At 70.6% G+C, this 26,740-nt stretch carries 24 protein-coding genes, 1 pseudogene and 1 riboswitch; of the genes and pseudogenes, 12 read left to right on the forward strand and 13 right to left on the reverse strand.

Annotated elements, in window-relative coordinates:
- Positions 1-103: 103 nt before the first annotated feature.
- Both FCI23_RS20075 and FCI23_RS20080 read left to right on the forward strand, forming a co-directional pair.
- On the forward strand, positions 104-1,576 hold the full coding sequence (locus FCI23_RS20075) for a catalase (protein ID WP_246143851.1): 1,473 nt from the start codon (positions 104-106) through the stop codon (positions 1,574-1,576).
- Positions 1,577-2,036: 460 nt separating this feature from the next.
- Positions 2,037-3,707, forward strand: a complete 1,671-nt coding sequence (locus FCI23_RS20080) for a DNA repair helicase XPB (RefSeq protein WP_136725300.1) — start codon at positions 2,037-2,039, stop codon at positions 3,705-3,707.
- A 58-nt stretch (positions 3,708-3,765) separates the two neighbouring features.
- On the opposite strand, the gene FCI23_RS56500 is transcribed toward FCI23_RS20080, so the two are convergent.
- Positions 3,766-3,933 carry a hypothetical protein gene (locus FCI23_RS56500; RefSeq protein ID WP_169316862.1) on the reverse strand — a complete coding sequence of 56 codons (168 nt, stop codon included), beginning with the start codon at positions 3,931-3,933 and terminating at the stop codon, positions 3,766-3,768.
- A 343-nt stretch (positions 3,934-4,276) separates the two neighbouring features.
- Between FCI23_RS56500 and FCI23_RS20085 the strand changes: the two genes are divergently transcribed.
- The gene (locus FCI23_RS20085; protein WP_407645998.1) at positions 4,277-6,388 is read left to right on the forward strand and encodes a HelD family protein; all 2,112 of its coding nucleotides are present in this window, start codon (positions 4,277-4,279) and stop codon (positions 6,386-6,388) included.
- Between the two features lie 221 nt (positions 6,389-6,609).
- On the opposite strand, the gene murQ is transcribed toward FCI23_RS20085, so the two are convergent.
- Positions 6,610-7,539, reverse strand: a complete 930-nt coding sequence (gene murQ, locus FCI23_RS20090; RefSeq protein WP_136725301.1) for an N-acetylmuramic acid 6-phosphate etherase — start codon at positions 7,537-7,539, stop codon at positions 6,610-6,612.
- A gap of 78 nt (positions 7,540-7,617) precedes the next feature.
- Here murQ and FCI23_RS20095 point away from each other — a divergent pair, with 78 nt between their 5' ends.
- Positions 7,618-8,007: a hypothetical protein gene (locus FCI23_RS20095; protein WP_246143852.1), complete on the forward strand. Its 390-nt coding sequence runs from the start codon at positions 7,618-7,620 to the stop codon at positions 8,005-8,007.
- A gap of 4 nt (positions 8,008-8,011) precedes the next feature.
- The gene (locus FCI23_RS20100; protein ID WP_136725302.1) at positions 8,012-8,308 is read left to right on the forward strand and encodes a DUF4031 domain-containing protein; all 297 of its coding nucleotides are present in this window, start codon (positions 8,012-8,014) and stop codon (positions 8,306-8,308) included.
- Positions 8,309-8,364: 56 nt separating this feature from the next.
- Here FCI23_RS20100 and FCI23_RS20105 read toward each other — a convergent pair whose 3' ends face one another.
- A complete protein-coding gene (locus FCI23_RS20105; RefSeq protein ID WP_246143853.1) occupies positions 8,365-9,021 on the reverse strand; it encodes an HD domain-containing protein in 657 nt (218 codons plus the stop codon).
- A 26-nt stretch (positions 9,022-9,047) separates the two neighbouring features.
- On the opposite strand from FCI23_RS20105, the gene FCI23_RS20110 reads away from it, so the two are divergent.
- A complete protein-coding gene (locus tag FCI23_RS20110; protein WP_136725304.1) occupies positions 9,048-9,740 on the forward strand; it encodes a copper homeostasis protein CutC in 693 nt (230 codons plus the stop codon).
- 25 nt (positions 9,741-9,765) lie between these two features.
- On the opposite strand, the gene FCI23_RS20115 is transcribed toward FCI23_RS20110, so the two are convergent.
- The 6 genes from FCI23_RS20115 to thrC all read right to left on the reverse strand — a co-directional run bounded on the left by FCI23_RS20115 (position 9,766) and on the right by thrC (position 16,075).
- Complete coding sequence (locus FCI23_RS20115) at positions 9,766-10,890, reverse strand: NADH:flavin oxidoreductase (protein ID WP_246143854.1); 1,125 nt, start codon at positions 10,888-10,890, stop codon at positions 9,766-9,768.
- Between the two features lie 123 nt (positions 10,891-11,013).
- On the reverse strand, positions 11,014-11,613 hold the full coding sequence (locus FCI23_RS20120; RefSeq protein ID WP_136725306.1) for a Uma2 family endonuclease: 600 nt from the start codon (positions 11,611-11,613) through the stop codon (positions 11,014-11,016).
- A 268-nt stretch (positions 11,614-11,881) separates the two neighbouring features.
- Positions 11,882-13,510 (reverse strand): chaperonin GroEL, encoded by a 1,629-nt coding sequence (gene groL, locus FCI23_RS20125; RefSeq protein ID WP_136725307.1) that lies wholly within the window; start codon positions 13,508-13,510, stop codon positions 11,882-11,884.
- Between the two features lie 319 nt (positions 13,511-13,829).
- Complete coding sequence (locus FCI23_RS20130) at positions 13,830-14,033, reverse strand: cold-shock protein (RefSeq protein WP_136725308.1); 204 nt, start codon at positions 14,031-14,033, stop codon at positions 13,830-13,832.
- A gap of 416 nt (positions 14,034-14,449) precedes the next feature.
- Entirely contained in the window at positions 14,450-14,728 is a 279-nt protein-coding gene (locus FCI23_RS20135; RefSeq protein WP_136725309.1) for a MoaD/ThiS family protein, read from the reverse strand.
- A 51-nt stretch (positions 14,729-14,779) separates the two neighbouring features.
- A complete protein-coding gene (gene thrC / locus FCI23_RS20140; RefSeq protein WP_136725310.1) occupies positions 14,780-16,075 on the reverse strand; it encodes a threonine synthase in 1,296 nt (431 codons plus the stop codon).
- A 16-nt stretch (positions 16,076-16,091) separates the two neighbouring features.
- Positions 16,092-16,219: riboswitch (SAM riboswitch) on the reverse strand.
- 210 nt (positions 16,220-16,429) lie between these two features.
- Between thrC and FCI23_RS20145 the strand changes: the two genes are divergently transcribed.
- Together FCI23_RS20145 and FCI23_RS20150 are read left to right on the forward strand one after the other, a co-directional pair.
- A complete protein-coding gene (locus FCI23_RS20145; RefSeq protein WP_136725311.1) occupies positions 16,430-17,398 on the forward strand; it encodes a glucosyl-3-phosphoglycerate synthase in 969 nt (322 codons plus the stop codon).
- Positions 17,399-17,577: 179 nt separating this feature from the next.
- Complete coding sequence (locus FCI23_RS20150; RefSeq protein ID WP_136725312.1) at positions 17,578-19,038, forward strand: alpha,alpha-trehalose-phosphate synthase (UDP-forming); 1,461 nt, start codon at positions 17,578-17,580, stop codon at positions 19,036-19,038.
- A gap of 195 nt (positions 19,039-19,233) precedes the next feature.
- Here FCI23_RS20150 and FCI23_RS20155 read toward each other — a convergent pair.
- A pseudogene (locus tag FCI23_RS20155) lies at positions 19,234-19,386 on the reverse strand (acyltransferase family protein); the annotation flags it as partial.
- 121 nt (positions 19,387-19,507) lie between these two features.
- Here FCI23_RS20155 and FCI23_RS20160 point away from each other — a divergent pair.
- Positions 19,508-20,416: an oxidoreductase gene (locus tag FCI23_RS20160; protein ID WP_211265412.1), complete on the forward strand. Its 909-nt coding sequence runs from the start codon at positions 19,508-19,510 to the stop codon at positions 20,414-20,416.
- A 10-nt stretch (positions 20,417-20,426) separates the two neighbouring features.
- On the opposite strand, the gene otsB is transcribed toward FCI23_RS20160, so the two are convergent.
- Both otsB and FCI23_RS20170 read right to left on the reverse strand, forming a co-directional pair.
- Positions 20,427-21,266, reverse strand: coding sequence for a trehalose-phosphatase (gene otsB, locus FCI23_RS20165; protein WP_136725314.1), 840 nt, complete (start codon positions 21,264-21,266; stop codon positions 20,427-20,429).
- An 82-nt stretch (positions 21,267-21,348) separates the two neighbouring features.
- A complete protein-coding gene (locus FCI23_RS20170) occupies positions 21,349-21,582 on the reverse strand; it encodes a DUF3263 domain-containing protein (protein WP_136725315.1) in 234 nt (77 codons plus the stop codon).
- A 106-nt stretch (positions 21,583-21,688) separates the two neighbouring features.
- On the opposite strand from FCI23_RS20170, the gene FCI23_RS20175 reads away from it, so the two are divergent.
- Positions 21,689-22,582, forward strand: a complete 894-nt coding sequence (locus FCI23_RS20175; protein WP_136725316.1) for an ROK family protein — start codon at positions 21,689-21,691, stop codon at positions 22,580-22,582.
- A complete protein-coding gene (nagA, locus tag FCI23_RS20180) occupies positions 22,582-23,724 on the forward strand; it encodes an N-acetylglucosamine-6-phosphate deacetylase (RefSeq protein WP_136725317.1) in 1,143 nt (380 codons plus the stop codon). The genes FCI23_RS20175 and nagA overlap by 1 nt, the downstream gene beginning before the upstream one ends.
- A 571-nt stretch (positions 23,725-24,295) precedes the next feature.
- On the opposite strand, the gene FCI23_RS20185 is transcribed toward nagA, so the two are convergent.
- Positions 24,296-25,267: a carbohydrate-binding protein gene (locus tag FCI23_RS20185; protein WP_136725318.1), complete on the reverse strand. Its 972-nt coding sequence runs from the start codon at positions 25,265-25,267 to the stop codon at positions 24,296-24,298.
- A 190-nt stretch (positions 25,268-25,457) separates the two neighbouring features.
- Here FCI23_RS20185 and FCI23_RS20190 point away from each other — a divergent pair, with 190 nt between their 5' ends.
- A complete protein-coding gene (locus FCI23_RS20190) occupies positions 25,458-26,465 on the forward strand; it encodes an SAM-dependent methyltransferase (RefSeq protein WP_136725319.1) in 1,008 nt (335 codons plus the stop codon).
- The last annotated feature ends 275 nt before the right edge of the window (positions 26,466-26,740 follow it).

The following is a 26,740-nucleotide window of genomic DNA, read 5'->3' on the forward strand; positions in this document are numbered from 1 at the left end:
TTGGTTCTTGCTGGAGCTTGTCCGTTTTTATCCTGTTTACAGATTGGACTTCGTCCAGAACAGGACCAGGTCTCTCAGGATCGAATCACCGGAGGTTCCCGAAGTGACGGCACAACACGAAGCGCGCCCCACCCTCACCACCGAAGCGGGCGCGCCCCTGGCGGACAACCAGAACACCGAGACGGCCGGTCCTGGTGGGCCGCTGCTCGTGCAGGACCAGCAGCTCTTCGAAAAGCTCGCGCACTTCAACCGGGAGCGCATCCCGGAGCGCATCGTGCACGCCCGCGGCGGTGGCGCGTACGGCACCTTTACGCTGACCCGGGACGTCAGCCAGTGGACCCGGGCGAGGTTCATGTCCGAGGTCGGCAAGCAGACCGAGACGTTCCTGCGCATGTCAACGGTGGCCGGCAGCCTCGGCTCGGCGGACGCGGTGCGTGACCCGCGCGGTTTCGCGCTGAAGTTCTACACCGAAGAGGGCAACTACGACCTCGTCGGCAACAACACCCCGGTGTTCTTCATCAAGGACGCAAGCAAGTTCCCCGACTTCATCCACACCCAGAAGCGCGACCCGTACACGGGCTCTCAGGAGGCTGACAACGTCTGGGACTTCTGGGGGCTGTCGCCGGAGTCGACGCACCAGGTGACCTGGCTGTTCGGTGACCGCGGTATCCCGGCCTCGTTCCGCAACATGAACGGCTACAGCTCGCACACCTACCAATGGAACAACGCCCAGGGCGAGGTCTTCTGGGTCAAGTACCACTTCAAGACCAACCAGGGCATCAAGAACCTCACCGCCGAAGAGGCCGCGGTCCTCGCGGGCACCGACCCGGACAGCCACCAGCGCGACCTGCGCGAGGCCATCGAGCGCGGCGAGTTCCCGTCCTGGACCGTGCAGGTGCAGATCATGCCGGCCGGCGACGCGGCGACCTACCGCTTCAACCCGTTCGACCTCACCAAGGTGTGGCCGCACGCGGACTACCCGCCGATCGAGATCGGCAAGCTCGAACTCAACCGCAACCCCGACAACGTCTTCGCCGAGGTCGAGCAGTCGATCTTCTCTCCGGCCCACTTCGTGCCCGGCATCGGACCGTCCCCGGACAAGATGCTGCAGGGGCGGCTGTTCGCCTACGCGGACGCCCACCGCTACCGCGTCGGCGTCAACGCCGACCACCTGCCGGTCAACAGCCCGCACGCCACCGAGTCACGGACCTACGGACGCGACGGCGCCCTGTACGACGGCCGCCACAACAGGGCGAAGAACTACGAGCCGAACAGCTTCGGCGGCCCGGCCCAGACCGACCAACCGCTGTGGTCGACCACCGCGGTCACCGGCTTCACCGGCAACCACGCCGCTCCGACGCACGCCGAGGACAACGACTTCGTCCAGGCCGGCGACCTCTACCGGCTGATGTCGCAGGACGAGAAAGACCGCCTGGTCACCAATCTGGCGAACGGGATCTCCGGTGTCTCCCCCGACCGTGACGACATCGTCGACCGGGCCATCGGCAACTTCAGCCACGCCGACGCCGATCTCGGCAGGCGGCTGGAACTCGCGGTGAAGGAACTGCGCGGCTAATAAAGGCAGACGGCCGCGACGACCGCCCGTTCCGGGCGGTCGTCCCTCCCGACGCTCACGCCCGTCCAACAATTCCGCAGCAACGCCGCGCGGACCGTCGCGCACCCTGCCGCGAGCAACCGACGGCGCCGCCGTCAACCCGGCCCGCGGCTCCGGGCCCCGCAGGCAGCCCGCTGACCGTTGCCGCGCCCATGCCAGCACCAAGGGCCCCGCCGGATTTCCCCGGCGGGGCCCTTGGCATCGTTCACGACGCCGCGGCACCCGGCCGCCCGTCCAGCGGCTGCGCGGCTCGGCGGTTCGCGCGAAGTGCGCTCCTCCATGTCCCGCGATAGGCGAACATGGACAGTGGCCCGCATCCCGGGCCCGGTGGCCGGGGAGCCTTGCCCCGACCGCGCGGGGCATAGCCCGCACCGCGGCAGGTGTTTCACTTGTACGTGATGACCATATCTGTGAGGTGTGCGTGTCCTGCCTAATCGTCCAGAGCGACAAGACGCTGCTGTTGGAGGTTGACCACCCGGACGCGGACGCGTGCCGCCGCGCCATCGCGCCCTTCGCCGAGCTGGAGCGCGCGCCGGAGCACATCCACACCTACCGGGTGACCCCGCTGGGCCTGTGGAACGCCCGCGCCGCCGGGCACGACGCCGAGCAGGTCGTGGACGCGCTCGTCGCGTACAGCCGCTACCCCGTACCGCACGCGCTGCTCGTCGATGTGGCCGAGACAATGGCCCGCTACGGGCGGCTCACCCTCAGCAAGCACCCCGCACACGGCCTGGTGCTGACCACCACCGACCGCCCGGTCCTCGAAGAGGTGCTGCGCTCGAAGAAGATCGCCCCGCTGGTCGGCGCCCGCCTCGGCCCGGACACGGTGGCCGTGCACCCCTCCGAGCGCGGCCAGATCAAGCAGGCGCTGCTGAGGCTCGGCTGGCCGGCCGAGGACCTCGCCGGTTACGTCGACGGGGAGGCGCACCCGATCGAGCTCGACGAGACCGGCTGGGCGCTCCGCCCGTACCAGAAGCAGGCCGTCGAGGGCTTCTGGCACGGCGGCTCGGGCGTGGTGGTGCTGCCCTGCGGCGCCGGGAAGACCCTGGTCGGCGCGGGCGCGATGGCCACGGCCAAGGCGACCACACTGATCCTGGTCACCAACACCGTCTCGGCCCGGCAGTGGAAGCACGAGCTGGTGAAGCGGACCTCGCTCACCGAGGAGGAGATCGGCGAGTACAGCGGCACCCGCAAGGAGATCCGCCCGGTCACCATCGCGACGTACCAGGTCCTCACCACCAAGCGGAAGGGCGTCTATCCGCACCTGGAGCTGTTCGACTCCCGGGACTGGGGCCTGATCGTCTATGACGAGGTGCACCTCCTTCCCGCTCCGGTCTTCAAGTTCACCGCCGATCTGCAGGCCCGCCGGCGGCTGGGGCTCACTGCCACGCTGGTCCGGGAGGACGGCCGCGAGTCCGACGTCTTCTCGCTCATCGGCCCGAAGAGGTTCGACGCGCCGTGGAAGGAGATCGAGGCCCAGGGCTACATCGCCCCCGCCGACTGTGTCGAGGTCCGGGTCAATCTCACCGAGTCCGAGCGGCTGGCGTACGCGACCGCCGAACCCGAGGAGAAGTACCGCTACTGCGCCACGACGGCGTCCAAGCGCCGGATCGCCGAGGCGCTGGTCCGCAAGCACATGGGCGAGCAGACCCTGGTGATCGGCCAGTACATCGACCAGCTCGACGAGCTGGGCGAGCACCTGAACGCGCCGGTCATCAAGGGCGAGACCAGCAACGCCCAGCGCGAGAAGCTCTTCGAGGCCTTCCGGACCGGTGAGCTCTCCGTCCTCGTCGTGTCGAAGGTCGCGAACTTCTCGATCGACCTGCCCGAGGCGACCGTCGCCATCCAGGTCTCCGGCACCTTCGGGTCCCGGCAGGAGGAGGCACAGCGTCTGGGCCGGGTGCTGCGGCCGAAGGCCGACGGCCACGAGGCCCGTTTCTACTCCGTGGTCGCCCGGGACACGATCGACCAGGACTTCGCGGCCCACCGCCAGCGCTTCCTGGCCGAGCAGGGGTACTCCTACCGGATCATCGACTCGGACGACCTGCTGGCGGACGAGGCGGACGAGGACCTGGCGGGCGAGAGCGGCTAGGGCCTGTCCGGCGAGGCCGGCTCAGCGCCGGCACCCCGGGGCGCTCGGGCGCCCCGGGTCACCTGGGGGTGCCGTCGGTGCCCAGTACGACGACGCGGAAGGCCGTATCGGCAAAGACCCGGATCGCGCGGAACGCGGCGCCGAGCCGGAGATATGGATGGTGGTGGGCGGCCTCCGCCCTGAGGGCGGTGCTGCCCCTGGGGGGGTTGACACTCGCGGTAGCCATGTCCCCAATGGTAAGAAATCAGCCGGTCGGAGTACATAAGCCCATGGGCGGAGATCGCCGGCGCCGCGCCTGCGACCTGAGGTGGAGCAATCCCTTCCGGGGGTACATCCAAGGGGCCCCGTGCCCGCCCCCTCAGGTAGTAGGGGCTACCCGCAAGGGGTCCCTCCGAAATGCGTTCGCGCCCGCCCGGGAGCGGGCGTAAACTCCTCCCTCTTGCCGCCTCCCGGACAGGGAGTGCCGCCGGCCGGACGGAAACCGGTCGGCATCCGAGTCGCCAATCGCACCCAGCACAGCCGGCTCGCTGTGCTCTGCCCTGCCCTGTGTACCGCCCGGAGGCAACACCGTGTCCGCGCACGCCCAATCCCAGCCACAGCCACAGCCCGAGTCCCAGTCCCAGTCCCAGCCCCAGTCCCGGCCGCAACAGCTCCAGCCCGGCCCGCTGGAACGCGAACGCGCCCACCTCGCCTCCTCCCGCACCGCGCTCCGGGCCATGCGTGAGGACGTCGAGTCGCTCGACATCACCGATGTCACCGGCAACTGGGTCACGGCCAAGATCCTCACCGCCGAGTTCGAGAACCGCATCAAGGCGCTGGCCGATCTGGTCCACACCCCGCTCTTCTTCGGCCGCCTCGACTACCGCGAGCACGAGGCGGGCCACCGCTTCTACATCGGCCGCCGCCATGTCCACGACGCCCACGGCGACCCCATGGTCATCGACTGGCGCGCGCCCGTCTCCCAGCCCTTCTACCGCGCCTCCCGCACCAACCCGATGGACGTCGCCCTCCGCCGCCGCTTCGGCTACACCGGCGGCGAGCTCACCGCGTACGAGGACGAACACCTCACCGACCCCACCGAGGCAGACACCGGCAGCGCCCTTCTCCAGGCCGAGATCGAGCGCCCCCGCGTCGGCCCCATGCGGGACATCGTCGCCACCATCCAGCCCGAGCAGGACGAGATCGTCCGCGCCGGGATCGGCGGCACCGTCTGCGTCCAGGGCGGTCCCGGCACCGGCAAGACCGCCGTCGGCCTGCACCGGGTCGCGTACCTTCTCTACGCCCACCGCGACCGCCTGGCCCGCACCGGCACCCTCATCATCGGCCCGAACCGCTCCTTCCTGCACTACATCGAGCAGGTCCTCCCGGCACTGGGCGAGCTGAACGTCGCGCAGGCCACCGTCGACGACCTCGTCGCCCAGCCCCACCTCCCGGTACGCGGCACCGACACCCCGGCCGCCGCCCGGATCAAGGGCGACGCCCGCATGGCCCAGGTGCTGCGCCGGGCCGTACGCTCCGGAATCCGCATCCCCACCGAGCCGGTGGTCGTGGTGCGCGGCTCGCGCCGCTGGCGTATCCCGGCGTACGAAGTCGAAGAGCTCGTCCGGGAGCTGACGGGCCGTGACATCCGCTACGGCGCCGCCCGCGAGGCTCTCCCGCAGCGCATCGCGCACGCCGTCCTGGTCCGGATGGAACAGTCCGGCGAGGCACCCGACGACCGCGTACAGGACGCGGTGGCCCGCAACACCGCCGTAAAGGCAGCGGTGAAGGCGGCCTGGCCGCCCGTCGACCCGGCGAAGACGGTGCTGCGCCTGCTCGCCGACCCGGAGTTCCTGGCCGCTTCCGCCGAGGGCATCCTCACGGAGGACGAGCAGAAGGAGATCCTCTGGGCCAAGCCCGCGCGGGGCCTGGCCTCCGCCCGCTGGTCCGCCGCCGACACCGTGCTGATCGACGAGGCCGCCGACCTCGTCCAGCGCACCCACTCCCTGGGCCATGTGGTGCTGGACGAGGCCCAGGACCTCTCCCCCATGCAGTACCGCGCAGTCGGCCGGCGCTGCTCCACCGGCTCCGCGACAATCCTCGGCGACCTCGCCCAGGGCACCACCCCCTGGGCCACCGCCACCTGGGCCGAGGCCCTTGCCCACCTCGGCAAGCCCGGCTCGGCCGTCGAGGAGCTCACCCGGGGCTTCCGCGTCCCCCGCGAGGTCATCGCCTACGCCTCCCGGCTGCTCCCCGTCATCGCCCCCGGCCTGGCTGAGGCGACGTCAGTACGCGAGTCGGCGGGCTCGCTCACCGTCCGCTCCGTCCAGCCCGGGGAGCTGGCCGACGCCGTCCTCGCCGCCTGCCGCGACGCCCTCACCCAGGAGGGCTCCATCGGCCTCATCGCCGCCGACGCCCGCATCCCGGCCCTCGCCGAGGCACTGGGCGCCGCCGCCGTGCCGTATCTCTCCCCCGGCGAGGAGACCACCCCCGACATCCGTCTCACCCTCGTCCCCGCCACCCTCGCCAAGGGCCTCGAATACGACTACGTCGTCCTGGACGAGCCCGCCGCCGTCGTGGACGGCGAGCCCGACGAGCGCACCGGACTGCGCCGGCTCTACGTGGCCCTGACCCGCGCCGTGTCGGGGCTGGCCGTGGTGCACGCGGCGCCCCTGCCGGAGCAGTTGGGAGCGCGCTCCTGAACGGTCGCCCCTTCCGGGGGTGAGCAGGACGGCCACGGGGACAAGCCCTGGAGGGCAGACGCGCTCTGCCCCGCCTCAGCTCGGCGAGATGGCGAAGCGGCCGCCCGCCGCGTGGTGATCCCCGGCACGCGGCACTCACCCGACGCGCGGGGCGCCCGGCCGGGAGAGCCGGCGCCCTGACCGCGTTCCGGACGTCGCTGACCCGGCAACAGGTCGTCACGCTAGCCGAGCGCAGCTCGTAGCGCGGTGCGCAAGTGGCCGTCCGCGTCGGCGAGGAGCTTCGCCGACGTGCGGGCGTCGACGCCGGCGAGAATGGTGAGGATGGCGTCCTTCACCTCGCCGCCGGTGGCGGTGAGGGCGGCCTCGATCTCCTCGTCCGGCGCGTCCGTCGCCAGGGCGACGATCCGGCGTGAGCGGGCGCGCAGCTTGTCGTTGGAGGCGCGGACGTCGACCATCAGGTTCCCGTAGGTCTTGCCGAGGCGGATCATGGTGATCGTCGAGAGCATGTTCAGGACCAGCTTCTGGGCTGTTCCGGCCTTCAGCCGGGTGGAGCCGGTGATCAGCTCCGGGCCGGTGACGATCTCGATGCCGTGGTCGGCGGCTGCCGCGAGCGCCGATCCGGCGTTGCAGGACAGGCCGACGGTGAGCGCGCCGAGCGCGCGGGCGTGCCTGACGGCGCCGACGGCGTACGGGGTGCGGCCCGAGGCGGAGACGCCGACGACGGTGTCGGCGGGGGTGAGCCGCAGGCCGGTGAGATCGGCGGCGGCCTGTTCGGCGCTGTCCTCGGCGCCTTCGATGGAGCTGACCAGGGCGGACGGGCCGCCCGCGATCAGGCCGAGCACCTGGCCCGGGGCGGTGTTGAAGGTCGGCGGGCACTCGCTGGCGTCCAGCACACCGAGCCGGCCGGGGGTGCCGGCGCCCGCGTAGACCAGGCGGCCGCCTTGGGACATGCGCTGCGCGATGGCGTCGATGGCGGCGGCGATCTGCGGCAGCCGGGCGGCGACGGCGGCCGGGACGGAGGCGTCCTCGCCGTTCATGAGGCGGGTGATGTCGAGGGTGGAGAGGCGGTCGATCTCCGAGAGCTCGGGGCGGAAGGCCTCGGTGGTGAGGCCTTCCAGCTCGCGGCGGAGATCGTCGTGCGGCGTCGTCATCGCATGGTCCGGATCATGCAAGGAAAGCTATTTTCGTGCCGAGCGGGCGTCAACCACGGCTGCGCGACAATGGACAGCATGGAGGACGGTCTGGAAGGCAGGGACGGCGTGGACGGTATGGGCGGCGTGGATCTGGAAGCGGCTCTGCACGCCGCGCGTGCACTTGTTCTGGCGGACCTCTCGGCGCGCGGCGTCGCGGACGCCGAGGTTGTCTCCCTTGTCGAGGACGCGGTCGCCCAGCGGCGCTGGTGGGTCCAGCAGTGGCCCGAAGGGGTCGGCTTTGTCGCCGGGCTCATCGCGCAGGACGTCCAGGACGCCCTCCTGGAACGGTACGGCCGCTGGCCGCTCTGCCCCCGGTGCGAGGAGCCGCACGCGCTCGCCGTCGAGCCGGAGCTCGGCCCCGACCCGCACTGGGTGTGCGAGTCACGCGGCACGGTCGTCGCCCCGGTCGGCCGGCTGGGGGCCTAGCTCCGTGGCCGTTTACATCGATCAGCCGACCTGGCCGGGCCACGGGCGGCTCTGGTCGCACCTCGTCAGTGATGTCTCCTACGAGGAACTGCACATCTTCGCAGCCCGGCTCGGGGCCCCTGCGCGGGCCTTTGAACGGGACCATTACGACCTGCCCAGCGAGCGGTACCGCTCGGCGGTCGACCTCGGTGCGATCGAGGTCGGCAGCAAGGAGCTCCTGCGGAGGCTTACGGAGGCGGGTTTGCGGCGCCGCAAGCGGGATTTTCCCATCGCCGGACGGGCTCATAGGACGGGCTCATAAAATGAGCCCGTCCGGCGATTGAGGACAAGCGGCCGCAGGCCGCGCAACCCGGGAAGTCAGCGGCCCGGGGCGGCGAAAAGCAGCTCCAGCTCGGTGGTGAGATTGCGGCGGGCGGTCCGCTCCCAGCGTTCGTGGCCGAGCGGGGTACGGAAGAGCTGGGGCAGCGCCAGGAGTTGCTCCAGCACGGCCGCGCGGCCGGTGCGGAACGCCTCGTCCGGGACGAAGCCGTACTCCTCGCGGACGGCGGCGGCGTAGGCGGCGTACCCGGCCGGGTCCCCGGCGAGAACGGCCAGGTCGGCGTCGCAGAGGACTTCGCCGTTCGGGTCGCCCGGGGCCGGGTCGTGCGCGGTCGTCAGGCGTACGAGGCGGGCCACCTCGGCCGTGAGGGCCTGCGGGACACCGGCTTCCGGGAGAGCGCGCTCGGCGAGGCGGGCGCTGCGCTCCTCGTTCCCGGAGCGGTCGGGGCGGTAGACGGCGTCATGGAACCAGGCCGCGAGCAGTACGGCATCGGGGTCGGCGGCATGGCCGGAGAGCTCTTCGGCGCGGCCCAGGACAGCGGCGAGATGATCGGCGGTGTGGTACCGCCGCTGGGGTTCGGCCCACCGGCCGAGCAGATCCTCCCCGTACGGGGCGGGGTCGGGGGCGTCTTCGGCCTGGCACCGGCGCAGCAGGTCGCACCAGCGAGTGAGCAGGTCCCTAGGGGTGGCAGCCATGGTCTCCATTGTGGCAGCCTTGGGATATGTCTAGACCAATCTTCGAGGTGATCGCCCTCGGCGCCGACGATGCCGTCGCCGCCCAGGAAGGCGGCGCCGACCGTCTTGAGCTGGTCGCCGACATCGCAGCGGACGGCCTCACCCCCTCACCGGACGTCTTCGCGGCGGTGCGCGCCGCCGTACGGATCCCCGTCCGGGTCATGCTGCGCGCGACCGACGGCTTCCGGATCGACGACCCGGACGCCCTCTGTCTGGCGGCTGCCGCCCTTCGCGCCGAGGGCGCCGACGAGTTCGTCCTCGGCTTTCTGGACGAGCACGGGGCCGTCGATCTCGACGCCGTACGCATGCTCGTCGACGCGATCGGCGGTGCGCCCTGGACCTTCCACCGCGCCCTCGACCACGCCGCCGACCGCGACGCCGTCCTGCGGGCCCTGGCCGGGCTCCCCGGCCTCGACGCCTGCCTGACCGCCGGGTCGTCCCAAGGCGTCGACGCCGGGCTGCCGGTACTGCTCGCGGAAGCGGCGGACTTCCCCGCCCCGCTCCGCCTCATGATCGGCGGCGGCCTGCGCCGCGACCACCTCCCCGCGCTGCTCGCGGCCGGCATCGACGCCTTCCATGTCGGCGGCGCCGTCCGCCCTGCGGGCTGGACCGGCCCGGTGGACCCGGCGGTGGTACGGGAATGGCGCGACCTCCTGGACGCGCCGGTCCCGATCGCGTGAATCCCACCACCGCCCGGCGGCCCGCTCAGTGCAGGATGCGCAGCGCCTCCGGGGAGAAGGGCGTGAGCTCGTCCGTGCGGCCGGAGAGGATCTTGGCGGCCCAGGTGGGATCGGCGAGGAGGGCGCGGCCGACCGCGACGAGGTCGAACTCGTCGCGTTCGAGGCGGTCGAGCAGGGGGTCGAGCGAGCTGACGGCGGCCTGCTCGCCGTTCGAGCCGCCGAGGAATTGCTTGTCGAGGCCGACGGAGCCGACGGTGATGGCCGGCTTGCCGGAGAGCTTCTTGGCCCAGCCTGCGAGGTTGAGGTCGCAGCCGTCGAATTCGGGGAGCCAGTAGCGGCGGGTGGAGGCGTGGAAGGCGTCGGCACCGGCCTCGGAGAGGGAGCCGAGGATGGCTTCCAACTCGTCGGGGGTCTCGGCTATCCGGGCGTCGTAGTTCCCGGCCTTCCACTGGGACAGCCGGAAGAGGACGGGGAAGTCCGGGGAGACGGCCTTGCGGACGGCGGCGGTGATCTCGGCGGCGAAGCGGGTCCGGGAGGCGAGGTCGCCGCCGTAGGCGTCGGCGCGGTGGTTGGTGCCGGACCAGAGGAACTGGTCGATGAGATAGCCGTGGGCACCGTGCAGTTCGACGCCGTCGAAGCCGAGGCGCTCGGCGGCGGCCGCCGCGTCGGCGAAGGCCCGGATGACGTCGTCCAGGTCGTCCTGGGTCATCGCCCGGCCGGCGTCGGGGGTGCCGTCCAGGGCGTAGCCGGAGGGGCCGACCGACGGCGCGTCAGGGAAGGGCGGCGAACCGGCCTTACGGGACATTCCGACGTGCCAGAGTTGCGGCATGATCTTGCCGCCGACCTGGTGGACGGCTTCGGCGACGCGGGCCCACCCGGCCAGCGCGTCATCGCCGTGAAAGCGCGGCACGGCGTCGCTGTACCCGGCGGAGGGGTGGTCGACGAAGGTGCCCTCGGTGATGATCAGGCCCACCCCGGCCGCCGCGCGGCGGGCGTAGTACGCGGCCACGTCCTCGCCGGGCACGCCGCCGGGCGAGAACTGACGGGTCATCGGCGCCATGACGATCCGGTTCGGGACCGTCAGAGCACCCAGGCTGAACGGACGGGACAGCGTCTGAATCGCACGGGCGGCGGGACCGCTGGTTGTCACCGTAAAATCTCCTCGATCGGCTGCACGGACGGTGCCCGACCGGCACCGTCCGCCCTGGCCAACCATCCGGGCACCCACCGGAATTCCCGCTACCGGCCGCACGCCGTCCCGCGGGCCACCCGTTCAGTGCGGGAAGCTGTGCGTTTCCAGCTCGGCCCCGAAGGGTTCCGGAAGCGCGATCGGTTTCCCGAAGGGCACTTGGACACAGCTCTGGTAGACGCCACCGCTGGGTTCGGAGAACAGGGTGGTCGTGGGACCGCCCTCGTGCCATCGGTCGATCAGCAGATACAGCGGCACGGGGGCGTGCGCGTATCCCCACAGCTTTTTCGTACGGTCGTCCCTGGCGTTGCTCTCCGAGGTGACCTCTACGACCAACAGGGCGACCGCCGCGTCCGGGGACGCGTTATCACCCGGATACGTATCGGCGAGAAGGGCGCGCTCGATCACAACCAGGTCGGGGATGTAGAGCTTCTCCAGCGGAGCGATGTTCACCCCAAGCGTCTGATAGATGCTCTGTCCGTCCGGTAGGCAGCGGTAGAGCGCTCGTTGCACATCTTCAGCGATGACGTTGTGCTTCGGGGCAGGTGGTGGCACCAACACGATCTGACCCTCTTCGATCTCGGCGCGCCAACCTTCGGGCACGTCCAGCTCCTGCCACGTGCGCACCAGGTAGTCCCATCCCTCGTAGGACGCCCGGCTGGGCTCGACCGGCGCAGCAGACATTGCGGGGTCTCCTTTCTGTGGCCCTGACAGGGGCGAGCGTAGATCGGCAAGGTCGCGGCCGGGGCCGCTTCCCATTAGCGTCCCACGATCGGGTTGACCAGCGCACCGAACCTGTGAGCCGGCCGGTGGCCCGCACTTTTCCGGCCCGTACGAGGTCGGAGAGGGCGGTGGGGGAAACGACCGAGGGCGGCACCCCCGTACTGGGGGTGCCGCCCTCGGTCGTTACGTCCGTTGCAGCTGCGAAGCTGAACCGCTGGCCCTGGCCGGGTCAGAAGTCCATGTCGCCGCCGGGCATGCCGCCACCGGCGGCGGCGCCGGCACCGGCCTTCTCCGGCTTGTCGGCGATGACTGCCTCGGTGGTGAGGAAGAGCGCGGCGATGGAGGCCGCGTTCTGCAGGGCGGAGCGGGTGACCTTGGCCGGGTCGATGATGCCCTCGGCGATGAGGTCCACGTACTCGCCGGTCGCGGCGTTGAGGCCGTGACCCGGGGTGAGGTTGCGGACCTTCTCCACGACAACGCCGCCCTCGAGGCCGGCGTTGACCGCGATCTGCTTCAGCGGGGCCTCAAGGGCCAGCTTCACGATCGTGGCACCGGTGGCCTCGTCACCTTCGAGCTCGAGCTTCTCGAAGACGGAGGACGCCTGGATGAGGGCCACGCCACCACCGGCGACGATGCCCTCCTCGACGGCGGCCTTGGCGTTGCGCACCGCGTCCTCGATGCGGTGCTTGCGCTCCTTCAGCTCCACCTCGGTGGCCGCGCCGGCCTTGATGACGGCGACGCCGCCGGCCAGCTTGGCGAGGCGCTCCTGGAGCTTCTCGCGGTCGTAGTCCGAGTCGCTGTTCTCGATCTCGGCGCGGATCTGGTTGACGCGGCCCGCGACCTGCTCCGGGTCACCGGCGCCGTCGATGATGGTCGTCTCGTCCTTGGTGACGACCACCTTGCGGGCGCGGCCCAGCAGGTCGAGCCCGGCGTTCTCCAGCTTGAGGCCGACCTCCTCGGAGATGACGGTGCCACCGGTGAGGATGGCGATGTCACCGAGCATGGCCTTGCGGCGGTCGCCGAAGCCCGGGGCCTTGACGGCGACGGACTTGAAGGTGCCACGGATCTTGTTGACGACCAGGGTGGAGAGAGCCTCGCCCTCGACATCCTCGGCGATGATCACCAGCGGCTTGCCGGACTGCATGACCTTCTCCAGCAGCGGGAGCAGGTCCTTGACCGAGGAGATCTTGGAGTTGACGATCAGGATGTACGGGTCGTCGAAGGACGTCTCCATACGCTCCAGGTCGGTCGCGAAGTACGCCGAGATGAAGCCCTTGTCGAAGCGCATGCCCTCGGTGAGCTCAAGCTCGAGCCCGAAGGTCTGCGACTCCTCGACGGTGATGACGCCTTCCTTGCCGACCTTGTCCATGGCCTCGGCGATGAGCTCGCCGATCTGGGGGTCAGCGGCGGAGATGGAGGCGGTGGAGGCGATCTGCTCCTTGGTCTCCACATCCTTCGCCTGCTCGAGCAGCTGGGCGGAGACGGCCTCGACGGCCTTCTCGATGCCGCGCTTCAGGGCCATCGGGTTGGCACCCGCGGCCACATTGCGCAGACCTTCGCGGACCAGCGCCTGGGCGAGGACGGTCGCGGTCGTCGTGCCGTCACCGGCAACGTCGTCCGTCTTCTTGGCGACCTCCTTGACCAGCTCGGCGCCGATCTTCTCGTACGGGTCCTCGAGCTCGATCTCCTTGGCGATGGATACACCATCGTTGGTGATCGTGGGGGCGCCCCACTTCTTCTCGAGGACGACGTTCCGGCCCTTGGGGCCGAGGGTGACCTTGACGGCGTCGGCGAGCTGGTTCATCCCGCGCTCGAGACCGCGCCGTGCCTCCTCGTCGAACGCGATGATCTTGGCCATGTGAAGTGGTCCTCCCGGACTGGGGTGGATTGCTCCGGACCGCGCTGGCGCCCGCGACGGACGACCTGCCGATCGCCGGTCTCTTACCGACGGTCGGACGGGCCTCACCGACCCGGTCCTTCTTTCCTGATTCCTGCTCAATCAGCACTCTAAGCCTCAGAGTGCTAACGCCAATGATTAGCACTCGGGGTAGGAGAGTGCAAGCGCCTACGGCGGGCCATGGCCGGTTTCCGGGGGCGCGCAGCGCACGAAGGGCCCGGACCCCTTGCGGGAGCCGGACCCTTCGTGTGTGAGTGCGTCGGTGGCCGATGCGCGCCGATCAGACGGCGAGACGGACCATGTCCGCCTGCGGCCCCTTCTGACCCTGCGAGATCTCGAACTCCACCCGCTGGCCTTCCTCGAGGGATCGGTAGCCGTCCATCTGGATCGCGCTGTAGTGCACGAAGACGTCCGCACCACCGTCGACCGCGATGAAGCCGTATCCCTTCTCCGCGTTGAACCACTTGACGGTGCCCTGAGCCATCCCTAACTCCCCTATTACTGGCCCTTCGCAGGACCGCACCTCGCGGACCCGGGTCAGACCTCACCCCTCGAAAGCCCGGGGGGCGTGCGCCGGAACGCGTCGACCGCCGCTGAATGTATCTGCACGGATGCCCACTGCAACAGGTCATACCGACGAGAATTCTGAGAGCGCCCGAACAGAAATAATGGGGAAATTCTCAATAATTCGGGGCAAGTCGGACTGGACAAACTTCGCCTAAACGACAATCGTCGCGTGAATTTGGCGATAAATCATCGCGCCCGGAAAGTGCTTGCGCGGAGGTCCTCGGTAACTGTACCGCCCTTCAACTACCGCACCTCACACCGGTGCCCCGTCCACCACTCGGGTGGGCGGGGCACAAGGGCGCCGCTGGGCTCGTACAACGGCCCAGCGGCGGCTCAGCAGCCGCCGGCGACCGCCGGGATGATCGAGACGCTGGCGCCGTCCCCGATCGCCGTCTGCAGGCCCTCGGAGAAGCGCACGTCATCGTCGTTGACGTAGATATTCACAAAGCGGCGCAGCTTGCCCGTGTCGTCCAGGACACGGGCGGAGATACCCGGGTGATTCGTCTCCAGGGATTCGATGACCTCGGCGAGAGTCGTGCCCTCGGCGGGAACTTCGGCCTGTCCGCCGGTGTAGGGGCGAAGGATTGTGGGGATACGGACGGAAGCACTCATGCGGTTTGCACCTTCGGTGGGAGCGAATGCGGATCGGCAGCAGGCAGCAACTCAGGAGCCGGCCAGGCCGGCAGCGCGGAACGCGTCGAGGGTCGGGCGGATCGTCGCGGTCGGTCCCGTGGTCGGCGCCACCGCGTCCAGCGTCTTGAGGCCGTCGCCGGTGTTGAGGACGACGGTCTCGGCGGCCGGGTCGAGCTGACCGCTCTCGATCAGCTTGCGCAGCACACCCACGGTCACGCCCCCCGCCGTCTCCGCGAAGATGCCCTCCGTGCGGGCCAGCAGCTTGATCGCGTCCACGATCTGCTCGTCGTTGACGTCCTCCACCGCGCCGCCCGTGCGCCGGGCGATATCGAGAACGTAGGGCCCGTCCGCCGGGTTGCCGATGGCGAGCGACTTGGCGATCGTGTCCGGCTTCACCGGGCGTACGACATCATGGCCGGCCTTGAAAGCGGCCGAGACCGGCGAGCAGCCTTCGGCCTGGGCACCGTAGATCTTGTACGGCTTGTCCTCGACGAGCCCGAGCTTGATCAGCTCCTGCAGCCCCTTGTCGATCTTCGTCAGCTGGGAGCCCGAGGCGATCGGGATCACCAGGTTGTCCGGCAGCCGCCAGCCGAGCTGCTCGCAGATCTCGTACGCGAGGGTCTTCGATCCCTCGCCGTAGTACGGGCGCAGATTGACGTTGACAAAGCCCCAGCCCTCGCCGATCGGGTCGCCGATCAGCTCGCTGCAGAAGCGGTTGACGTCGTCGTAGTTGCCCTCGATGCCGACCAGTTCGCCGCCGTACACCGCGGCCATGACGACCTTGCCCGCCTCCAGGTCGTGCGGGATGAACACGCAGCTGCGGAAGCCGGCCCGGGCGGCGGCGGCGCCGACCGCGCCCGCGAGGTTGCCGGTGGAGGAGCAGGAGAGGGTGGTGAGACCGAAGGTGCGGGCGGCCTCCAGGGCGATCGCCACGACCCGGTCCTTGAAGGAGTGGGTCGGGTTCCCGGAGTCGTCCTTGATGTGCAGGCCGCCGGTGATGCCGAGCTCGCGGGCGAGGTTGTCGGCCTTCACCAGCTTGGTGAAGCCGGGGTTCAGATTGGGCTTGGTCGTCACGTCAGCCGGGACGGGCAGCAGCGGGGCGTACCGCCAGATGTTGTCGGGGCCGGCCGCGATCTGCTTCTTCAGGCCCTCCGGGTCGCCGCTCGGCAGGTCGTAAGCCACTTCGAGCGGCCCGAAACAGGCCTCGCAGGCGAAGACCGGGCTGAGCGGGAAGCGCTCGCCGCACTCGCGGCAGGAGAGCGCGACAGCGGGCCCGAAGGGAGCGGGGGAGTTTGTCTCGGCGGCGACGATCGTCTGCACAGCCATGTGTGGAGGCCCTTTCTCCTCATCTTCCTCGCGACGCACTTCGCCGCAAGACGGAATTGGCACCTTCCCCACCTGGACCTCGCGGTCGGCGGGAGGGTTGCCGGGGCTTCAACGGGCCGTTCCCTCTGCCCCTCTGGATGAGCGGTATGGCGGCGGCATGGGGCCGCAGCGTTTGTCGTACGGAAGCTGTAACACGCCCGTACGGAGACAGATCACCATGGACATACGATGGTCATGCCTCGTGTTCAAGACTGTAACCGACGACCCCGAACCTGGTCATAGGCCGTCCGTCCATCGAGACGGATGCCGCTGCCGGAGGGGGGACAACTCCGACAGAGAAACGGAGCCAGATACGTGCTTGACGAGGTAGAGAGCTGGCTGCAACGGCGTTCATGGGCCGCCGATCGCAGGCCGCTTCCACAGCTGCTCAACGCTAAGCGCTCGGCCGGGCCGCGCGGCACCGTCAGTGTCGTCCTGCCGGCGCTCAACGAGGAGTCCACCGTCGGGGCGATCGTCGAGACGATCCGCCGCGACCTGATGAGCGATGACATGCCGCTCGTGGACGAGCTGGTCGTCCTCGACAGCGGCTCCACCGACCGTACGGCGGCCGTCGCCACCGACGCGGGCGCCACCGTCGTCCACCGCGACGCCATCCTCCCCCAGCTGCCGGCCCTGCCCGGCAAGGGCGAGGTCCTCTGGCGTTCACTCCTCGTCACCAGCGGCGAGATCGTCTGCTTCATCGACGCCGACCTGCGGGACTTCCAGTCGCAGTTCGTCTCCGGGATCGTCGGTCCGCTCCTCACCGACCCGGACCTGTGCCTCGTCAAGGCTATGTACGACCGCCCGCTCGAAACCGGCGACACCATCGTCCCGGCCGGCGGCGGCCGGGTCACCGAGCTCGTCGCCCGGCCCCTGCTCAATCTGCACTGGCCGCAGCTGGCCGGCTTCGTCCAGCCGCTCGGCGGCGAGTACGCGGCGCGGCGCTCCCTGCTCGAACAGCTGCCGTTCCCTGTCGGGTACGGAGTCGAGATCGGGCTGCTCGTCGACGCCCTCAACACGGTCGGGCTCGACGCCCTCGCCCAGGTCGACGTCGGTGTACGGCACCATCGCCACCAGGACAGCCAGGCTCTCGGCCGGATGGCCGCCACCATCTACCGCACCGCCCAGGCCCGCCTCGCCCGTGGGCACCTCATACGGCCGATCCTCACCCAATTCGCCCGCACCGCCGACGGCGGCTTCGCCCCTCGCGTCCACGACGTCGCCGCCGAGGAACGGCCGCCCATGCTCACAGTGCCCGAGTACGCCCTACGCCGCGCGGCGTAGGCGGGGCGGAGCCCGCCGCCCACCCAGGCCGTCCGGCGTTTGATGACCGGGGCCTGGGGCGGAGCCCCAGTTTCGGGAAGGGGCGGGGAGGGGAAAGCGCCGCAGGCCACCCCGCCCCCCCCCACCCAGGTGGACCCCACAAACGTTTGCGGCGCGGAGCCGTTGGCTAGGCTGGCGACATGGTCGCCAATGACACTGCACGAGTGCTGGTCGCTTCAAACCGGGGACCTGTGTCCTACACCGTCCACCCAGACGGGTCGCTGACAGCAAAACGCGGCGGCGGCGGCCTCGTCTCCGGCCTGAGCGCAATCGGCCCCGACGCCGACGCCATATGGGTGTGCGCGGCGATGAGCGAGGGCGACGCAGGAGCCGTGCGCCGATCCGCAGCCGACGGTCGCGGACGGCTGGACCCGGCAGACAGCGGGGGCCAGCGGGTCCGGATGCTCGACATCGACCCCGAGGTCTTCGAGGCGGCGTACAACGGCATCGCGAACTCGACACTGTGGTTCGTCCACCATCTGCTGTTCCAGACCCCGTTCGAACCTGTGTTCGACGAGGCGTTCCGGAAGCAGTGGGAGGCGTACGAGGCGTACAACGCGGCCTTCGCCGACGCCCTCGCGGAGGAGGCGGCACAGGGCGCCGCCGTCCTCGTGCAGGACTACCACCTGTCACTGGTCCCCGCGATGCTCCGGGCACGCCGCCCGGATCTGCGAATCGGACACTTCACTCACACCCCGTGGGCCCCGCCGGACTACTACCGGCTGCTGCCGGACGACATCGCGGCCGGCGTCCTGACCGGCATCCTCGGCTCGGACCGGGCCGCGTTCCTGACCCAGCGCTGGGCGGACGCGTTCACCGACTGCTGCGCGAAGGTACTGGGCGCGGCCGTCCTGCGTGACGAGGGCGCGCTGACGGTGACGCACGCCGGGCACACGACCCGGATCGGCGTACACGGCCTGGGCGCGGACGCCGATTTCCTGCGGGAGCGCTCACACCGGGCAGACGTGGACGAACGGCTCAGCACGCTCCGGGGGCAGGTCGGCGAGGGCCGGAAGGTGATCGTGCGGGTGGACCGCACTGAGCTGTCGAAGAACATCGTGCGCGGACTCCTCGCGTACCGGCAGCTGCTCACGGACCACCCGGAGTGGCGGGAACGGGTGGTGCATGTCGCGTTCGCGTACCCCTCGCGCGGCGATCTTGCGGTCTACCGCGAGTACACGGCCGAGGTGCAGCGGGTCGCCGACAAGGTCAACGAGGAGTTCCGGACGCCCGGCTGGGACCCGGTCCTGCTGCACCTCAAGGACGACTTCGCGCGCTCGCTGGCGGCGTACCGGCTCGCCGATGTCGCGCTGGTCAACCCCATCCGGGACGGCATGAACCTGGTCGCGAAGGAGATCCCGGTCGTGACGGACAACGGCGTCTCCCTCGTCCTGTCGCGCGAGGCGGGCGCGTACGAGGAAATGGGCGAGGACTCCTTCGTCGTCAACCCGTACGACATCCGGGCCACGGCGAAGGCCCTGCACGAAGCCCTACTGCTGTCGGACGGCGAGCGCGCCGAGCGCACCAAGCGCCTCGCCGCTGCCGCGACAGCGCTGCCGCCACAGCAGTGGTTCCTGGACCAGCTGGCAGCGCTGGGCTGATCAAGACCCCGACCGGGGGGCGAGGTTGAGCCGTGGGCAGCGGGGACCCCCCGCACCGCTCAGCGTCCTGCCGCCGGCTGATGGCAGCCGCAGGCGTGCGGCGGGCGTCGTGGCGGCCACGTACGCCTCCACCTGGGGCAGGGCCGCGCCGCGCGGCAGGGGGCCCACCAGGCGGCGGTGGCCGGAACCGGCAGGGACCTCGGCACGGCCGTCCGCCCCGACCGTCACTGCCGCCATCAGCCAGTGCCCGACCACCACAGTGCCCAGCGAGGCCACCCGCAACAAGTCGATGTACCGGTCCCGCCCGGTCGGCGTAGCGGCGGCGAGCGCCCGCGTGGTCATGTCCATACCGGAACGATCGCGCCACAGGTCGCCTCTGCGCTTCGGGCCGCCTACTCAACTTCCGTGATCGACAGGTGAGTAGGCGTACTCATAAGACCAGGACGCCCGGGGGTGGCAGACTTCGATGATGACCTCAGAGCCGATCACTGCGGCGGCCGCTGGCACCTGGAAGCTCGGCGACTTGACCGTCAACCGGATGGGATTGGGCGCGATGCGCCTGACCGGCAGCGCCGCCTTCGGCCTCGGCACGCCGAGCAATCGCGAAAGGTCGATCAGTGTGCTTCGGCGCGCGCTCGATCTCGGCGTCAACCACATCGACACCGCCGCGTTCTACTTCTCGCCGCTGCGTTCCGCCAACGAGCTGATCAACCGGGCGCTGGCCCCGTACCCGGATGACCTGGTCATCACCACCAAGGTCGGGCCGGGCCGGGATCCGTCGGGTGAGTGGTTGTGGGCCACGCCGGAGCAGTTGCGCGGCCAGGTCGAGGAGAACCTGCGCCAGCTCGGCCGTGACCACCTGGATGTTGTGAATCTACGTGTCCCCCCGGGTGGGAAAACCGGCTCGATCGCCGAGCATTTCGGGGCGCTGGCCGAACTGCGCGAGGCCGGGCTTATCCGCCACTTGGGCATCTCCAACGTCACGCCCGAGCACCTCAGCGAGGCCCAGGCCATCGCGCCGGTGGTCTGCGTGCAGAACCAGTACGGCATCGGCGCGCCGGCCGAGAACCACGAGTTTCTGCGGGTCTGCGGCGAGCAGGGCGTGGCGTTCGTACCGTTCTTCGCGATCGCCGGTGCCGGGCGCGAGGTGGGCGCGAGCGATACCGACAGCGCCGGGATACTGGCCGTCGCACGCGCGCACGGGGCTACGGTCGCGCAGGTCCGGCTGGCGTGGACGCTGCAGCAGGGGCCGCATGTGCTGGCCATCCCGGGTACCGGCAATCCGGATCACTTGGTCGCCAACGTGGCCGCCGGCGCGCTGCGGCTCTCGGATGACGAACTGGGCCGCCTCGGCTCCCTCGACCGGGGCGGAGAGTGAGCGACCGCCGTCAGGAAAGGGCGTCGGCCAGGGCGTTGAGCAGGTCGACGACGCCCTCGGGGCCGTCGACGACGAGGTCGGCGCGGGCGGCGAGCTCGGTGACTTCGGTGGAGCCGCTGCAGACGAGGAGGCCGGGGAGGCCGTCGGCGCGGCGCTTTTCGATGACGGCGAAGGCAGGGAGGTCGCCGAGGTCGTCGCCGGCGTAGAGGACGGGACCGGCTGAGGTCTCGTGGAGATATTCGGCGAGGGCGACGCCCTTGTCCATGCCGGGCGGGCGGAGTTCGAGGACGAACCTGCCCGGCTCGACGATCAGGTCGTGGCGGTCGGCGAGTTCGGTGAGCGGCCCGGACAGGGCCTTGTACGCGGCCTGCGGGTCCTCGGCGCGGCGGGTGTGGATGGCGATGGCGCGGCCCTTGTCCTCGACCCAAGCGCCGCGCCAGGCGCCGATCCGCTCCAGGAAGCCCGGCAGTTCGGCCCGTACGGCGATGACGCCGGGGTGCACGGCGGGGGCCTGCACGGTCGCGCTTCGGGCGTCCCAGCGCTCGGCGCCGTACATCCCCAGGACCACGAGGTGCTCCAGCCCCGGCACACCGGCGAAGCCGCCGTAGCGGACCGCGACGGCCGCCGGGCGGCCGGTGACGATCACGACCGAGGCGATGCGTGGCGCGAGCCGGGCGAGGGCGGGCACCGCGCCGGGGTGGGCGCGGGCGCTGTCGGGGTCGGGGACGATCGGTGCGAGGGTGCCGTCGAAGTCGAGGGCGACGACGGAGTGCGCGGGGTCGGAAAGCAGGGCGGCGAGGCCGTCCCTGCCCTCGGGGGTGACGGGGGTCGGAAGCGGTTTGCTGCCCATGGCTCCGACCCTACCGGTGCGGGGCGGGGCCCGTGCCCGTCTGCGGGCCGGTGGCCGGTTGTGCCCACCCTCCAGGGGGCTGTTAGCGGTGCTCCCGCCTTGCGTCGCGGATGGCGCGCAGGCGGTTGACCGTGATGGGGTCGTGGGCGAGGGCGCTGGGGTCGTCGAGGAGGGCGTTCAGCAGCTGGTAGTAGCGCGCCGGGGAGATGCCGAGCCGTTCCCGTATGGCGCGTTCCTTCGCGCCGGGGCCGGCCCATTGGCGGCGGGCGATGTCGAGCACCGCCCGGTCGTGGTCGCTGAGCGTCGCCGGATCCATGAGCCGCAGCCTACCGAGGGCGCCGCCGGGGTTACCCCGCGACCGGCGGGGTAACCCCGGCAAGTGGACTAGACCTTTTCCCGTCCGCCGGGGGAGACTGTCCCACGTGAGACATGTCATCGCCCTGGATGTGGGCGGCACCGGAATGAAGGCTGCCCTGGTCGGGGCGGACGGGACGCTGCTGTACAGGGCGCGGCGCGCGACCGGCCGGCAGGACGGGCCGGAGGCTGTGGTGGCCGGGATCCTGGGGTTCGCGGCTGATCTGGCGGAGCACGGGGCGAAGGAGCTCGGGGAGCCGGCGGCGGCCGCCGGGGTGGTGGTGCCGGGGGTCGTGGACGAGGCCGACGGGATCGCGGCGTACTCGGCGAATCTCGGCTGGCGCGATGTTCCGTTGCGGGCGCTGCTCTCCGAACGGCTGGACGGAGTGCCTGTGGCGCTGGGGCACGACGTACGGACCGGGGGCGTCGCGGAGGGGCGGTTGGGGGCCGGCCGGGGGGCGGAGCGGTTCCTGTTCGTGGCGCTGGGCACCGGGATCGCCGGGGCGGTGGGCACGGCCGGGCGGGTGGAGACCACAGAGATCGGCCACATCGTCGTACGGCGCAAGGGCCCGGAATGCGGGTGCGGGCAGCGTGGCTGCCTGGAGGCGCTGGCCTCGGCGGCGGCGGTGTCCCGGGCCTGGGGCGCGGACGCGACCGGCTGTGCGCGGGCCGTCGCGGACGGGGACCCCCGGGCGCTCGCCGTATGGGACGACGCGGTCGCCGCGCTCGCCGACGGGCTGCTCACCGGCCTCACCCTGCTGGACCCCGACACCCTGATCATCGGCGGCGGGCTCGCCGAAGCGGGGGAAACACTTTTCGGGCCACTGCGAACGGCGGTCCGGGAACGGATCAGGTTCCAGCGGCTCCCCATCATCGTGCCGGCGGTCCTCGGGGACACGGCCGGCTGCCTGGGCGCAGGGTTGCTCGCCTGGGATCTTCTCTCCGTGGAGGTGACCGCCTGATGGCGGAGCCCATTGTGCTGACCGGTGCCCGGGTGGTCCTGCCGGACGGGACCGCCGACGACGGACGGGTCACCGTCCAGGGCCGTACGATCACCGAGAACCAGCCGGAACAGCGCTCCACGCTCGACCTGGCCGGGCACTGGATCGTCCCCGGCTTCATCGACATCCATGTCCACGGAGGCGGCGGCGGGTCATTCTCCGCCGGGACGGCGGACCAGGCCCTCACCGCCATCGAGACCCACCGCGCGCACGGTACGACGACCATGCTGGCGTCCACCGTCACCGGCCACCTCGACGACCTCGCCCGGCAGGCCGCCACCCTCTCCGAGCTCGTCGAACAGGGCGACCTCGCCGGCATCCACTTCGAGGGCCCCTTCATCTCCCCGCACCGCTGCGGCGCCCACGATCCCGCCCTGCTGCGCGACCCGGACCCGGCGGACGTCCGCAAGCTCCTCGACGCCGCACGCGGGGCGGCCCGCATGCTGACCCTCGCCCCCGAGCTCCCGGGCGGGCTCGACTCCGTACGGCTGCTGGCCGAGCAGGGCGTGATCGCGGCGGTCGGCCACACCGACTCGACGTACGACGCGACCCTCCAGGCCGTCGACGCGGGCGCGACCGTGGCCACCCATCTCTTCAACGCCATGCCGACGCTGCTGCACCGCGATCCGGGCCCGGTGGCGGCCCTGCTGGAGGACGAGCGGGTCACCGTCGAGCTGATCAACGACGGTGTGCATCTGCATCCCGCCGTCCTGGAGTTGGCCTTCGGCAGTGCCGGTCCCGGCCGCGTCGCCCTCATCACGGACGCGATGGACGCGGCGGGCTTCAAGGACGGGCGCTATCTGCTCGGCCCGATGGAGGTCCAGGTCACCGATGGCGTCGCCCGGCTCGCCGAGGGCGGCTCCATCGCGGGCTCGACCCTCACCCTGGACACCGCGTTCAAACGGGCCGTGACCATCGACCGGTTGCCGGTCGAGGATGTCGTGGAGGCCATCTCCGCCACCCCGGCCCGGCTGCTCGGGGCCCACGACCGGATCGGCTCGCTGGAGCCGGGCAAGGACGCCGACCTGGTGGTACTGGACGCGTCGTACGACGTGGTGGGCGTGATGCGCAAGGGACGCTGGATCGTTCGACCATCCCCCTGACGTCCTTGCGACACGGTACGAGTCCAGCGTGGTAAGAGCGATACGTAGCACGCGCAAACCCGTTGCCTCGCACATCAGTTCAGATAGAGTCGCTCTTCGACCGAACAATCAGATATTCAGAAAACAGGGGAATTTCTCTTGCGCCAGCACATACGTACCGCAGCATTTGCTGCCGCAGTCGGGGTGGCCGCTCTCTTCGCTACCGCACCCACAGCACAGGCTGCTTCACCGGTGACGGGTGTCTACGCCAGCCACCAGTGGACGCTCCGCGCGTCCTCTTCCACCAGTTCCGCCGCGATCGCCACGATCAACGCCCTGGGGCACGGCAGCCCGGACAGTGTCGCCTGCTGGGCACAGGCGGACCCGTGCGCAGGACAGGTTCAAGGCAGCGCGTACCGATGCAGCAGCACAGAACCCGCGTACAACACCTGGACCCCCCTCCGTTACGGCGGAGTGAAGCGCTGGGTTGCTGATCGCTGCGTGGACTTCGGGCGCGTGGCCTAACGCCAGAACTCCGGATTCGAGTTCCGTCACGGCCCGGTGGGTTCTCCACCGGGCCGTCGGCTTCTCCCTACCAGTTGGGTTTAGCTCCGCCCGCTTCCACCAGCGCGAGCTGATCCAAGTTGAAATGACAGGAGTCACCCGAAGCACAGGTGACGGCTACAGTATTCGACCCCTTGTTCAGGTTCACCGAGACGAACGTTCGATACCAGCCCGTCCAGTCGCCTTCCTTACCGTAGTTCTTGAGGTCCATCTTCCAGCCCAACGCCTTGCCATTGACCACGGTAGTCGCACTTGCTGCATCCTTCTGGGCATTTGCGTAGCGCACCCACAAGTCGTACGAGGCCGCCTTCGGCGCGGTCACCGTCCAAGTGACAGACGCGCCAACCGAGGTCATGTGGTCCACATACTCGCCGCCAGAGGCCTTAGCTCCGCTCCACTGGGTGCTCTTCTGGGCGCCGCCCGCCAGCGTCAGCGTCGCCGCGTCCGTCGTGCCCGGAAGGGCGCCGGCCGTGCTGTCACTGCTCGAACTGCTGGCCGATTGTGCCGGCTGCGCCGAGTTCGCACCGCTCGTCGCGGACGGCTTGGAGCCCCCGGCCTGCGATTTGGCCCCGGAACCCTTGATCATCACCGCGCTGATGATGATCGCGACCACCGCGACCACCGCCACCGCGCCGATCAGCAGCATCTTGTTGTTCGGCCCGCCTCCCGACCCGCCACGGGCCGCCCGCCGGCCACCCGGCGCCTGCTGCGGCGGCTGGGGTGGCTGCTGAGGGGCGTACTGCGTTGGCTGCCCCTGCTGCGGCACCTGCTGGGTCGGCGCCTGCGGTGGGTAGCCGTAGCCACCGCCCGCCGTGGCGCCGGCATTGCCGTACTGCCGCTCACCCACCCGCTTGACCTGGTTGTACGACGTACGCGGCACGCCCGGCTGGGCCACCGTCTGGCCCGGTTCCGAGCCCGAAGCGTCACCCTCCGAGTGGTACAGGTAGGCGAAGGGGTCGTCGTTCTCGGGTTCAGGCGTCCCGTAATTGCCGGCCGTCATCCGCTGTTCACCTTCCACTGCATACAGCCATCAAATATCAGCGCCGGAGCGTCCGGCATAGGGGAAGAACGCTTCCGATGGCCAATGTTCATGATCGATTAATCCGCGGCGTCGCGTCCTCGCGGGCGTACATGTCCCGTAGCACCATACCCGGATCCAGTGACGGGTCGCTCATGTCTACGGTTGTTCTGTGACCGACGACAAGTGGACTGGGTGGCGGCAAGCCACCGAACAGGCGCTCTACGGGCCGCACGGGTTCTTCCGGCGAGAGGCCCCCGCCGCCCACTTCCGCACTTCCGTGCACGCCTCGCCGATCTTCGCCCGCGCCGTCGCCGAGCTGCTGCGCCGCGTTGACGCGGCCCTCGGACACCCCTCTGAGCTGGCATTCGTCGATGTCGGCGCCGGTCGCGGCGAGCTCCTGCTCGGGGTGCTCGGCTCCGTACCGGCCCCGCTCGCGGCACGGCTGCGGCCCTACGCGGTCGAGCGGGCCGCCCGCCCGGACGGGCTGGACGCCAGGATCGCCTGGACCGACGAGCCTCCCAGGGGCCTGCCGGGGCTACTTTTTGCCAACGAATGGCTCGACAACATCCCCGTAGATGTCGCCGAGGCCGACGGAACCGGTGAGCCGCGCTACGTGCTGGTACGCCCCTCCGACGGCGCGGAACGCCTCGGTGGCGCCCTTTCCGCCGATGACGCCGCGTGGCTGGCCCGCTGGTGGCCCATCGCCGGGTCGCCCGGCGCCCGCGCCGAGATCGGCCGGCCGCGGGATGCCGCGTGGGCCCGTGCGGTCGCCTCCCTCGACGCGGGGCTCGCCGTCGCGGTCGACTACGCCCATGTTCTGGCCTCCCGGCCGTACTACGGCACCCTCACCGGGTACCGCGCCGGGCGCGAGGTGCCGCCCGTGCCCGACGGCTCCTGCGACATCACCGCCCACGTCGCGCTCGACGCCTGCGGCGGCACCGTTGTGAACCAGCGGCAAGCGCTGCAGGCCCTCGGCATCGACGGCCGCCGGCCCGCGCTCGCCCTGGCCTCCAGCGACCCCGCCGCGTACGTCCGCGCCCTCGCCTCCGCCACCCAGGCCGCGGAACTCACCGCCCCCGGCGGCCTCGGCGACTTCGCATGGCTGACCCACCCCGTCGGCCCCGCCTGCGCCGGGCTCCCCTCCGGCGCGGGTCCCTTCCCCTCTGCTCTGCGGTAGGCACGTTTGCCCTGCCGGACCGGCACGGCAGGTTGTCCCGGCTGCGAGCGTGCCGGGTTCCGCCCCCGGTGCCGGGGCAGCTACCGCTGTCCGGCCGGACCGGCACGGCAGGCTTACCCCGGTCCGGCGTACCGGTTCCGTCCTCAAGCGCCGGACGGGCTGGGTGGTCGTGCGTGCCGCCACGCCATGTCCGTTGTGGGGGTCGGGGCCGCTGTGGGGTGATCTCCTCGGGGCTCGCGCGTGCGGGTCCGCAGCATGCTTGCCCGGGGTGCACG

Origin of the sequence: Actinacidiphila oryziradicis (assembly GCF_005047355.1) — a bacterium.
Lineage (GTDB): Bacteria > Actinomycetota > Actinomycetes > Streptomycetales > Streptomycetaceae > Actinacidiphila > Actinacidiphila oryziradicis.